Consider the following 11,556-nt stretch of genomic DNA (forward strand, 5'->3'; position numbering starts at 1 on the left):
GTGCGGCACCTTGGTGTCACGAGCGGCCGTAAACATCCTCCAGGCGGACGATGTCGTCTTCGCCCAGGTAGCTGCCCGATTGAACTTCGATCAGCTCGAGCGCGACCTTGCCCGGGTTGCGCAGGCGATGCACGCTCCCCAGTGGGATGAAGGTGCTCTGGTTTTCGGTGAGCAGGAACACGCGGTCGTCACAGGTCACTTCCGCCGTACCCGACACCACGATCCAGTGCTCCGCGCGATGGTGGTGCTTCTGCAGACTCAGCGCGGCGCCCGGCTTCACCACGATGCGCTTGACCTGGAAGCGATCGCCTGCCTCGATGGAGTCATAGCTGCCCCAGGGGCGGCGCACGGCGCGGTGCAGCGAGTGTTCGCTGCGTCCGGAGGCCTTGAGTTCGTCCACCACGCGCTTGACGTCCTGGGCGGCATCGCGGTGGGCTACCAAGGTGGCGTCCGGAGTGGTGACCACGATGACGTCGTCCAGGCCCACGGTAGCCACCAGGTGGCGATCGTGCGAGCGCACCAGCGTATTGCGCGTGTTGACGGTGATGGTATCGCCTTCGCGCAGGTTGCCACTTTCGTCCCTGTTGCCGGCCAGCCACAGCGCCGCCCACGAGCCGATGTCGCTCCATTCGCAGCTCACCGGCACCACGGCGGCACGCTTGGTCTTTTCCATCACCGCATAGTCGATGGAGTCGTCAGGCACCTTGGCAAATGCTTCAGCGTCGAAGCGAACGAAATCCAGGTCACCCTTGGCGGTGGCGAAAACAGCCTTGACCGCATCGAACATGGCCGGTGCGTGTGCCTGCAGTTCCTCCAGGTAACGCGCAGCCTTGAACAGGAACATGCCGGAGTTCCAGTCGTAGCCGCCGTCGTCGACATAGCTCTGCGCCGTTTCGAGGTTCGGCTTCTCGACGAAGCGCTCGACGCGGAAGGCCGTGCCGTTGATGGCTTCGGCGCGACGAATGTAGCCAAAGCCCGTTTCCGGGCGACTGGGGCGGATGCCGAAGGTCACCAGCCAGCCCTCGTGCGCTGCAGGCAGGGCCTGCTCCACCGCGGAAACGAAGCTCTCGGTGTCGCCGATGAGGTGATCGGCCGGCAGTACCAGCAGGATGGCGTCCGGGTCCTTGGCCACTGCCTGCAGCGCGCCCAGCGCAATGGCGGGGGCCGTATTCCGGGCCATCGGTTCGAGGATGATGGTGGCACCGTCCACCAATGATTCCAGCAACTGGTCGGCCACCAGGAAGCGATGGTCGTCGCTGGCCACCACGATGGGGGCAGCCACGTCCGGCAGGCGCTCCGTACGGGCCACGGTCTGTTGGAACAGCGTGCCTTCGCCACTCAGTGGCAAGAACTGCTTGGGCAGATTCTTGCGGGAAATAGGCCACAGGCGGGTGCCGCTACCGCCGCTGAGGATCAGGGGAATCAGCATGATCTGTTTGCCTCTGCGTAAAGCTTGTTGATGGTTTCTTCCAATCCGTCGCGCCAATCGGGCATGGCAAAGTCAAAGCGCTGACAGAAGGTTGTGTTGTCCAGTACCGACCAGGCAGGCCGCCTGGCTGCGGCGGGGTAGTCCCCTGTTCCAATCGGTATAACCGTGGGCACGGTTTTCAGCAATCCGGTGGCCCGTGCCTTCTGGAAAATCAAGGTGGCGAAATCATGCCATGTCGTGATGCCGCTGGAGACGACATGATACGTCCCTTCCAGCTCGCCGCGCCCCGGTACGGGGGTGCGGCGCCACCGGTCGATGGCGGCCAGGGTGGCTTCCACCAGCAGCGAGGTGCAGGTAGGGGAGCCGAACTGGTCGTTGACGATGCGCAGTTCGGTCCGCTCCTCGGCCAGTCGCAGCATGCTGCGCAGGAAGTTGTTGCCCTGGGCGGCATACACCCAGGCAGTTCGGAAGATGAAGTGCGGGGCGCCCGTGGCGGCCAGGGCGCGTTCGCCGGCCAGCTTGCTGCGACCGTACGCGCTGATCGGGTTGGGCGCGTCGTCGACGCGATAAGGCCTGGTCAGGGCGCCGTCAAACACATAGTCGGTGGAGAAATGCACGACCAGCGCGTCGTGTCGCGCTGCCCAGTCGCCGATGATGCCGGGGGCTTCCCCGTTGATGCGGGCGGCGAGCGACTCCTCGCTCTCCGCGCGATCGACGGCGGTATAGGCCGCCGCATTGATGATCAGCGACGGCGAGACGCGATCGAGCACGGCGCGCAGCGAGGCGCCGTCGGCCATGTCTACCGTTTCCACGCGACGGCCGTCCAGTTGACCGTCACGAGTGGCTGCAACGACGTGGTCCAGGGCCGCCAATGACGAATGCGCCAGGAAGGAGCGACCGAGCTGCCCCCCAGCGCCAAGTACGAGCATGGTCATGGCGTGTACGGCGGCAGGCGGTCGGGCTCGATCTCGGCCAGTTCCGGCGCTCGCTCGTCCTTGGCAGAGAGCAGTGGGGCAGTGACCGGCCAGTCGATGGCAAGCGCCGCATCATTCCAGCGCGCGCAGGCATCGGCGGCGGGATCGTAGAGCTCGGTGCACTGGTAGCTCAGCGTGGCCGCGTCGGAAACCACGCAGAAACCGTGGGCATAGCCTTCAGGCACCCACAGGTGGCGATGGTTCTGTGCGCTGAGCACCACGGCGGTCCACTGGCCGAACGTCGGCGAGCCGCGACGGACATCCACGGCCACGTCGTAAACCTCGCCCTCGAGCACGCTGACGAGCTTGCCCTGCGGGTGGGGCCACTGGTAGTGCAGCCCGCGCAGCACGCCTCGTGATGAACGTGACACATTGGTCTGCACGAAGAGGGAACGAATGCCTGCTTCCTCGAATCGGGCGGCGTGGTAACTCTCGTAGAAGCACCCGCGCGCGTCATCGAATACGCGGGGTTCGATCACGAGTACGCCGGGAAGCGAGGTCTCGGTTACCTTCATGGCTGGCTATCCTGCGCTATCAGGGCCGCGAGATAACGGCCGTAGCCGGTCTTGGCCAGGGCCTGCGCCTGCTGGCGAACCTGCTCGGCACTGATCCAGCCGTTTTGATAGGCGATTTCTTCGGGACAGCACACTTTGAGCCCCTGGCGGTTCTCTATGGTCTGGATGTAATTGCTCGCCTCGATCAGTGAGTCGTGCGTGCCCGTGTCCAGCCACGCAAAGCCCCGGCCCAGCTGCTCCAGCCGCAGATTGCCCTGTTCCAGGTAGAGGCGATTGAGGTCGGTGATCTCCAGCTCGCCGCGCGCGGAGGGTGACAGTGTTTCGGCCAGCTCGGGTGCGCGCCCGTCGTAGAAGTACAGGCCGGTGATGGCGTAGTTGGACCTGGGTTTGGCGGGTTTTTCCTCGATGCCTACCACGTGGCCGTTGGCATCGAATTCGGCCACGCCATAGCGCTCGGGATCCTTCACCCAGTAGCCGAACACCGTGGCGCCGTCCTGTTGTGACGAGGCACGCCGCAACCGCTCGGTGAGCCCTACGCCATAGAAAATGTTGTCGCCCAGCACCAGGCAACTGGGCGAGCCGGCGAGGAAGTCCTTGCCGATCAGGAATGCCTGCGCCAAGCCATCGGGCGAAGGCTGGATGGCGTACTGGATGCGCACACCCCACTGCGAGCCGTCCTTCAGCAACTGCTGGAACAAGACCTGCTCGTGCGGCGTATTGATCATCAGGATGTCGCGGATGCCGGCCAGCATCAGCGTAGCCAGCGGGTAATACACCATCGGCTTGTCGTAGACGGGCAACAACTGCTTGCTCACGGCCTGGGTAATCGGGTGCAGCCGGGTGCCCGCGCCGCCGGCGAGGATGATGCCTTTGCGGTTGCTCATGCGCCGATCCTTTCCAGCCGGTAGCTGCCGTCCAATACCCGGCTCACCCATGGTTGGTTGGATAGGTACCAGTCCACCGTTGTGGCGATGCCGCTTTCGAATGTCTCCGAAGGACTCCAGCCCAGTTCGCCGTGCAGCTTGCTGGCGTCGATGGCATAACGCCAGTCGTGGCCAGGACGATCTTTGACGAAGGTGATCAGCGATTCGCGCGAGGCGCCGCCGGGCAGCGGGCTGCGCTGGTCCAGCAGCGTGCAGATGCTGCGTACCACGTCGATGTTGCGGCGCTCGGCGTTACCGCCGACATTATAGGTTTCACCCACCCGGCCGGCAGCAAGAACGCGATAGATAGCCTTGCAGTGATCGCCCACGAAGAGCCAGTCGCGCACGTTCAGACCTTCCCCATACACGGGCACCGCATCTCCCGACAGTGCCTTCTGGATGACCAGCGGAATCAGCTTTTCGGGGAACTGGAAGGGGCCGTAGTTGTTCGAGCAGTTGGTCGTGAGCGTCGGTAAGCCATAGGTGTGATGGAATGCACGGACCAGGTGATCGGAGGCGGCCTTGGACGCCGCGTACGGTGAATTGGGTGCGTATGGCGTGCGTTCGGTAAACGCGCCTTGGTCGCTCAATGAACCGTAGACCTCATCCGTGGACACGTGCAGGAACCGGAAACCGGCGCGGGCTTCCCCTTCCAGGGAGCGCCAGTAATCGCGGGCGCACTCCAGCAGGCCCAGCGTGCCGGTGACGTTCGTCTGCACGAATGCGGCAGGCCCCTCGATGGAGCGGTCCACGTGGGACTCGGCTGCGAAATTGATGATGGCATCGGGGCGGAATTCGCGCAGCAGCGCTTGCACCGCGGCCCTGTCGCCAATGTCACCTTGCACGAAGCTGTGCTGCGGGTGGTTCCTGAGTGCGGCGAGCGTTTCGAGGTTGCCGGCGTAGGTGAGCTTGTCCAGGTTCACCACGCGCAGGCCATCGGACACCGCCGACAGGACGAAATTGCCTCCGATGAAACCAGCGCCGCCCGTCACGAGTAGGGTCTTGGGGGGCGAAGAACGCTGATCCATGATTTCCCTGTCGTGTTAAGTGATGGTCTGCAAGCCCTTATAATGCCTGTTGCCGGCTGAACGACCAAGCAGATCGGGCGGGCAATGTCCGGTTTCGTGAACGATCCCGGACGCGGCCAATCCGAAATCCGCCGGGCAGAGGTTAAGATGGGGGATCCTCCAAACCTTCGAGGCCCCTGCGGGGCCGTGAGCACACTGAATGAAGACGACTGGGAAGCGGGAAAAGCTGGGCCTGGGCACCTTGGCCATACATGCCGGGCAGCAGCCTGACCCCACCACCGGCGCCATCATGACGCCGATTTACGCGACCTCGACCTACGTTCAGAGCAGCCCGGGCAAGCACAAGGGCTATGAGTACTCGCGCACGCAAAACCCCACCCGCATGGCCTATGAAGCCTGCGTCGCCGCGCTCGAGGGTGGCGTGGCCGGATTCGCCTTTGGCTCGGGCCTGGCGGCGGCAGCGACCGTGCTGGACCTGCTCGACTCGGGTAGCCATGTCATCGCCATGGACGACCTGTACGGTGGCACCTACCGCCTTTTCGAGCGGGTACGCCGCCGTTCGGCCGGGCTGGATTTCAGCTTCGTCGACCTGAACGACATGCAGGCCCTGAAGGCCGCATTGAAGCCCAATACCCGCATGATCTGGGCCGAGACCCCCACCAATCCGATGCTCAAGCTGGTGGACCTGGCCAAGGTGGCCGCGTTCGCCAAGAAGCATGGTCTGATCCTGGTGGTGGACAACACGTTCTGCTCGCCCATGCTCCAGCGTCCGCTGGAATATGGGGCGGACCTCGTGCTCCATTCGGCCACCAAGTACCTCAATGGCCATTCGGACATGGTGGGGGGCGTGGTGGTGGCGGGCAACAAGGAACTGGCCGAGCAGATGGCCTTCCTGCAAAACTCCGTCGGCGCCGTCTCCGGTCCTTTCGATGCCTTCCTGGCCATGCGAGGCCTCAAGACCCTGCACCTGCGCATGCGGGCGCATTGCGAAAGCGCGCTGGAACTCGCCCGTTGGCTCGAGCAGCATCCCGCCATCGAGCGGGTCATTTACCCTGGCCTGAAGAGCCATCCTCAGCATGCGCTGGCGCGACGCCAGATGGATGGCTTCGGTGGCATTATCAGTGCGGAGCTCAAGGGTGGCCTGAAAAAGGCACGCCGGGCGCTCGAGCGTTGCGAGCTGTTCGCGCTCGCCGAATCGTTGGGTGGCGTCGAAAGCCTGATCGAGCACCCCGCCATCATGACTCATGCCTCCGTGCCACCGGCGAACCGCAAGCGGCTGGGGATCAGCGATGGTCTGATCCGGCTGTCGGTGGGTGTCGAGGATGTGCAGGATCTGCAGAGAGAGCTTGTTGCCGCGCTGGGGTGATTGCTCAATTCATGAATGAGCCAACTGCACCTTAGGTGTTTGCAGAAAGTTTCGTCAGGGTAGGGCATTAATGAAGAGCATGTGGCTGGCGATCTGGACCTATCGCCATTTCATTCTTTCATCCATACGCGTGGAATTTCGCGCGCGTTTTGCGCGTAGCCGGCTGGGCGCCTTGTGGATGATCATTCATCCGCTGGCCCAGGCTGCCATCTACGCGCTGATTCTTTCCGATGTGATGTCGGCCCGGCTTCCCGGCGTCGACGACAAGCTCGCCTATTCGATCTATCTGCTCGGCGGTACGCTGGGATGGTCGCTTTTCAGCGAGCTGCTTGTTCGCTGCACCTCCATCTTCATCGACAACGCCAACACGATGAAAAAGGTGCGCTTCCCAAAGATCTGCCTGCCGTTGATCACTTCGGGCGTGGCACTGGTGAACTGCGCGCTGCTGTTCGTGGCCACTCTGCTGATCATGGGCATCTTTGGCCGTTATCCGGGCATCAACGTGCTGTGGGTGGTCCCGCTCGTGGCGGTTACGCTGGTGCTCGGCCTTGGCGTCGGGTTGATTCTTGGCACGCTCAACGTCTTCGTGCGTGATATCGGCCAGGTCGTGCCGATTCTTCTGCAGATCATGTTCTGGTTTACCCCGATCGTGTATTCGCCCGAGATCCTGCCGGCCAGCATTCGTCCGCTGATCTACCTGAACCCGATGTCAGGCATCGTGCGCGGCTTCCAGAATGCCCTGCTGTTCAACACCGTGCCGCCCTGGGGGCACATCCTGCAGGTGGCAGCGGCCGCCTGCGTCCTGCTTGGATTTGCCCTGGTCCTGTTCCGTCGCGCCAGTCGCGAAATGGCGGATGTCCTATGAGTGGGTCCATCGTCAATCTCGAAGGCCTGGGCAAGAGTTACCGCTCCTACCGCTCGCAGTGGAATCGTTTTGCCGGTTGGTTCGGCAAGAAGGGTGGCTTTGCCGATCACTGGATCCTGCGCAACGTCAACCTCACGGTGCGCGCGGGCGAGTCGATCGGAATCCTCGGTCGCAACGGTGCCGGCAAAAGCACCTTGCTGAAGATGATTGCCGGCACGCTGGAGCCAAGCTGCGGAACGCTGCAGGTCAACGGGCGTGTCACGGCCATCCTTGAGCTGGGTATGGGCTTCAACCTGGAATTCACCGCACGCGAGAACGTGATGCACGCATGCGGCCTCATGGGCTATGCCCGCGAGGACATTCTCGCCGCGATGCCCGGCATCGAGGAATTCGCCGGCATCGACGAATACTTTGACCAGCCGATGCGTGCGTATTCCAGTGGCATGCAGATGCGCGTGGCTTTTGCCGCCGCGACGGCGTTTCGGCCGGACCTGCTGATCATTGACGAAGCCATGTCAGTGGGCGACCTGTCCTTCCAGGCGAAATGCTTCAAGCGCATCGGAGAGCTGAAGGAAACCGGTACCACGCTGCTCTACGTGTCGCATGCCGTGACCGACGTGACCAAGCATTGCCAGCGCTGCATCTACATCCGGGACCACACCATTTACATGGATGGTCCCTCGCGCGACGTGGGCAACGCGTATCTGGATGACCTGTTCGGAAGCAGCAGCGACAAGGCGGCCAAAGTCGATGGCGCGAGCACGGCAGCCGCTGGCGAGTTCGATCCGGACGTGGAGGAGCGTTTCCACACGCGGCCGTTCTATCGTGCGGAGGAATATCGCTGGGGTGACAGCGGTGCCCGCATCATCGACTACCGGCTGGTCAGCGACGGCCAGGAATTTCCGCCGCTGCTGCAGTCGGGGCAGACCTGCAGGCTGAGCTACCGCGTGCTGTTCGAGCGCGAGGTCGCACGGCCTGTCTTCGGCTTGCTGATCAAGTCGCATGACGGCGTGTTCCTCTACGGCACCAACTCGCACCTGAGCGAGTCCGACGAGGCCAAGGGCGTGTATCCGGCGGGTTCGTCGGTGGTGGCCAACTTCGAGTTCCCTTGGCATTTCAACGCCGGTGCCTATCTGATTTCCGTGGGCGTGTCCGAAGAGCGTGGCGAGGGAGATCTGCTTCCGCTGGATCGCCGCTACGATGCCATCATGGTGACCACTGATAATCCACGGAGGGGTTCGGGCATCATCGATCTGGGTGCACGCTTCTCGTCGTCCGGCCAGGGAGGCGCCTGATGAATGCATTGAACGACAAGGTGGCCGCGCTGCCGGAGATTTACCAGCCGATCTACGGCCACCCGGAGCTGGCGCAGCATGTGTCGCGTGGCTGTGAGGATCGCCTGCACTATCTCAACGCGCTGCATGACGCGCTGTGCGCACAGTTGCAGCGGCCCGTGCGCGTGCTTGATCTCGGTTGCGCGCAAGGTTACATCAGCCTCTCGCTGGCTGCGCGGGGTGCGACAGTGGTCGGGGTGGACTTCCTCGCAGCCAACGTCGAGGTGTGCTCTGCGCTGGCGGCGGAGCATCCCGGATGGTCGGTTCGTTTCGAGCACGCCCGGCTTGAGGATTTCATCGGCCAGCTGGAGGAAGATAGTTTCGACCTGGTATTCGGGTTGAGCGTGTTCCATCACGTAGTGCACGAACATGGATTGCCGCGCGTCCAGCAGTGGTTGGATCGGCTCGCGGCCTGCGCGACGCTGGGCGTCTTCGAGCTGGCGCAGTCGGGTGAGCCGTTGTATTGGGCGCCTTCGCAGCCGAAGGACTCGCGGGACCTGCTGCGGGGCTTCTCCTTCGTGCACGAGATTGCACGCTTCCCGACGCACCTGTCGGATATCCAGCGGCCGCTGTACGTGGCCAGCAACCACTACTGGTACTTGGGCGGCAACCTCCAGGCCTTCGGTCGCTGCGATGCGGATCCCCACGCCCTGGCACGCGGCACGCACCAGCTCACCCGCCGATATTTCTTCGGCGGCGGCAAAATGGCGAAGTTGCTTCGCTTCGATGGCCCGCGCGGCGACTACAACCGCACGGAATGGCAGAGAGAGATCGATGCGCTCGGTGACCCGCCGCCGGAGCTCGCCGGCATCTGGCCGTCGCTGGAATCGGTGGGCGAGAGCGGCGACGAGGGCTGGTTGGTACGCGGTACCGTCGAAGGCGACCTCCTGCTGGATGTCATCACCCAGCGCGGCGAATACGATGCGCACCGTGTTGTCGGCGATGTCCTGGCGCAATTGGCTGCGCTGGAGCGCCATGGCTGCCAACACCACGACGTGCGCGTCTGGAACACCTTGCTGCTGGCCGACGGTTCGGCGCAATTGATCGATTATGGTGCGATCAGTCGCGAGCCGACGCTGGACAATTGGCCGGACGACCTTTTCCTCACGTTCTTTATTTTCGTCCACGAGGTGGTCTCGCATAGGGTGACTGCGACGGCACCGTACGTCGTGCCGCTGTTCATCAGTCCGTTCAACCTGCCCGAGCCCTACGCCAGCTGGCTGGGAGCTTTGTGGGCCAGCCCCCGCAGCGAGTGGTCGTTTCGCGCGCTGTCCGACAGCTACGCCCAGCTGAGTGTGGCCGCGGAGGCGGGCGCCAACACGTTCACCGCCCATGAATTGTGGATGGGTGCAATTGAGAGGCACGTCAGTGCCCTGGGCCAGCAGGTCCGCGACCAACAGTTTCATGTCAGCCAATGGCGACAGGAGTGGCCACAGCTGACCGACAAGCTGGCACTTCTGGACGCGAACCTGGGTGGCTTGGTCAGTCGCCACGAAGCGCTGGATGGTGCTGTGGCATCGTTGAACAAGAGCGCCGACGTGGCGCTGAATTCGCTGCGCACTGACCTGGCCCATCTCACCGGGCGGCACGACGTGCTGGATTCCACGGTGGCCTGGTTGAATAGCCGGTGGAACACCGATTTCGGCGCCACTCGCCGGAAGGCGGATGCCGAACTGGAACGACTGTCGGGCGAAGTGCTCGGGTTGCGCCACAGTCTGGAACAAGCCACCGCTGAGTTTGGCAGGCAGCAGGAGCGCTGGTTGGTGCACGAGCAGGAACGCCTGCGCGCGCTCCAGGAGCTGGAGGTGCTGCGCAACAGCCTGTCTTTCCGTATCACCAAACCGTTGAGGTATATGGCAAACATTCTACGAAAGGGGCGCTCTGCATTAGCGAAGGTAGTGCGGCCGGTTTGGCACAAGATGGTTTTGCATGCCTGGGGGCGCCGTATCGCTGCGGTTATCTGTGCTCCCTTCCCCACGTTGAAAGCGCGCCTGCATGAATCCATTACCGCGCACGCCCGCTCGAGCGGGGATGTGCCGGCTCCGGTCCAGAACAAGGAATTGTCTGCGGGCTCGCAATGGATTCACGACCAACTTCAGCATGGCCTGAAGGGGCGGAAGTCGGACAAGGGAGACTGACGTTGCGCTTGGTCATCGATCTTCAGGCGTACCAGTCCCCGGAAAGCAGGCACAGGGGCATAGGTCGCTTTTCGCTCGCACTGAGTCGCGCCATGGTGCGCACGTCAGGTCAGCACGAGTGCGTGCTCGCACTCAACAGCGCCTTGCCCGACTCGATCGGGCCGGTACGCTCGGCCTTTGACGGGCTGCTGCCCCCGGAACGCATTCGCTGCTGGGCCTCTACGTCACCGGTTGCTGAGGATCCGTGTGGCGGCCCGCAACGCAGTCTGCTGGCCGGCGAGCTGCTGCGCCAGGCGATGCGCGAATATCGTCCTGATTTCGTGCACATCGGTTCGTTGTTTGAGGGTCTTGGCAGTGACGTGGTGGGCGTGGTCGGTACGCGAAGCGAAGGCTTGCCTACGGCGGTGACCCTGCACGACCTGATCCCGCTGGTGCATGCGGACGCCTACCTCACCAAGCCGGAGGTTCGCGAGTGGTACATGCGCAAGATTGCGCAGATCAAGCGGGCCGAGTTGCTGTTCGCGAATTCCGCCTTTACCAGGATGGAAGGCATAGAGCTTCTCGATTTTGCACCGGACCGCATCATCAACATCCGTGCGGCATGTGATTCAAATTTCCGTCCGCTGCGGATGGACGAATTGGAGCGCCGGCGGTTGCATCACCGCTTTGGCATCGATCGCCCCTATGTCATGTACGCGGGCGGGTTTGATCCGCGCAAGAACATTACCCACCTCATTCGCGCCTATGCGGCGCTGCCCACCGAGTTGCTGGCGACACACCAGTTGCTGATCGTAGGCGCGCTGCCGCCGCCGGAACAGCGCGAGCAGTTCGAAGCGTTGCGCAAGGAGGTTGGGCTGAGCGAGAGCCAGTGCTTCTTCAGCGGCTACGTATCGGATGAGGACCTGGTCGCGCTCTACAGCGATTGCCGTCTCTACGCCTTCCCGTCGCTGCAGGAGGGCTTTGGTCTGCCTGCGCTGGAAGCGA

At 63.2% G+C, this 11,556-nt stretch carries 10 protein-coding genes; 5 read left to right on the forward strand and 5 right to left on the reverse strand.

All coding sequences use genetic code 11. The annotated features are described in order from the left end of the window. Nucleotides 1-16: 16 nt before the first annotated feature. Genes DVU99_RS16675 through rfbB form a run of 5 tightly spaced genes read right to left on the reverse strand, consistent with a single transcriptional unit; the run spans nt 17 to nt 4,869 of the window. Nucleotides 17-1,429 (reverse strand): mannose-1-phosphate guanylyltransferase/mannose-6-phosphate isomerase, encoded by a 1,413-nt coding sequence (locus DVU99_RS16675; RefSeq protein ID WP_114241358.1) that lies wholly within the window; start codon nt 1,427-1,429, stop codon nt 17-19. After that, nucleotides 1,423-2,364 carry a dTDP-4-dehydrorhamnose reductase gene (rfbD, locus tag DVU99_RS16680; RefSeq protein ID WP_114241359.1) on the reverse strand — a complete coding sequence of 314 codons (942 nt, stop codon included), beginning with the start codon at nt 2,362-2,364 and terminating at the stop codon, nt 1,423-1,425. Before rfbD ends, DVU99_RS16675 begins: the two co-directional genes overlap by 7 nt. Further along, complete coding sequence (gene rfbC / locus DVU99_RS16685; protein WP_114241360.1) at nt 2,361-2,918, reverse strand: dTDP-4-dehydrorhamnose 3,5-epimerase; 558 nt, start codon at nt 2,916-2,918, stop codon at nt 2,361-2,363. The genes rfbD and rfbC overlap by 4 nt, the downstream gene beginning before the upstream one ends. After that, nucleotides 2,915-3,802, reverse strand: a complete 888-nt coding sequence (rfbA, locus tag DVU99_RS16690) for a glucose-1-phosphate thymidylyltransferase RfbA (protein WP_114241361.1) — start codon at nt 3,800-3,802, stop codon at nt 2,915-2,917. The genes rfbC and rfbA overlap by 4 nt, the downstream gene beginning before the upstream one ends. Next, nucleotides 3,799-4,869 (reverse strand): dTDP-glucose 4,6-dehydratase, encoded by a 1,071-nt coding sequence (rfbB, locus tag DVU99_RS16695; protein ID WP_114241362.1) that lies wholly within the window; start codon nt 4,867-4,869, stop codon nt 3,799-3,801. Before rfbB ends, rfbA begins: the two co-directional genes overlap by 4 nt. 199 nt (nt 4,870-5,068) lie before the next feature. Here rfbB and DVU99_RS16700 point away from each other — a divergent pair, with 199 nt between their 5' ends. The 5 genes from DVU99_RS16700 to DVU99_RS16720 form a co-directional block, all read left to right on the forward strand. Continuing rightward, nucleotides 5,069-6,235 carry a PLP-dependent aspartate aminotransferase family protein gene (locus tag DVU99_RS16700; protein ID WP_114241363.1) on the forward strand — a complete coding sequence of 389 codons (1,167 nt, stop codon included), beginning with the start codon at nt 5,069-5,071 and terminating at the stop codon, nt 6,233-6,235. A gap of 70 nt (nt 6,236-6,305) precedes the next feature. Then, nucleotides 6,306-7,100, forward strand: a complete 795-nt coding sequence (locus DVU99_RS16705) for an ABC transporter permease (protein WP_114241364.1) — start codon at nt 6,306-6,308, stop codon at nt 7,098-7,100. After that, entirely contained in the window at nt 7,097-8,395 is a 1,299-nt protein-coding gene (locus DVU99_RS16710; RefSeq protein ID WP_114241365.1) for an ABC transporter ATP-binding protein, read from the forward strand. The genes DVU99_RS16705 and DVU99_RS16710 overlap by 4 nt, the downstream gene beginning before the upstream one ends. After that, entirely contained in the window at nt 8,395-10,572 is a 2,178-nt protein-coding gene (locus DVU99_RS16715) for a methyltransferase domain-containing protein (protein ID WP_114241366.1), read from the forward strand. Before DVU99_RS16710 ends, DVU99_RS16715 begins: the two co-directional genes overlap by 1 nt. 2 nt (nt 10,573-10,574) lie before the next feature. Then, nucleotides 10,575-11,556: glycosyltransferase family 1 protein (locus tag DVU99_RS16720; protein WP_198670358.1), on the forward strand; the 982-nt coding region annotated here is incomplete at its 3' end.

Origin of the sequence: Dyella sp. C9 (assembly GCF_003332825.1) — a bacterium.
Classification (GTDB): Bacteria; Pseudomonadota; Gammaproteobacteria; order Xanthomonadales; family Rhodanobacteraceae; genus Dyella.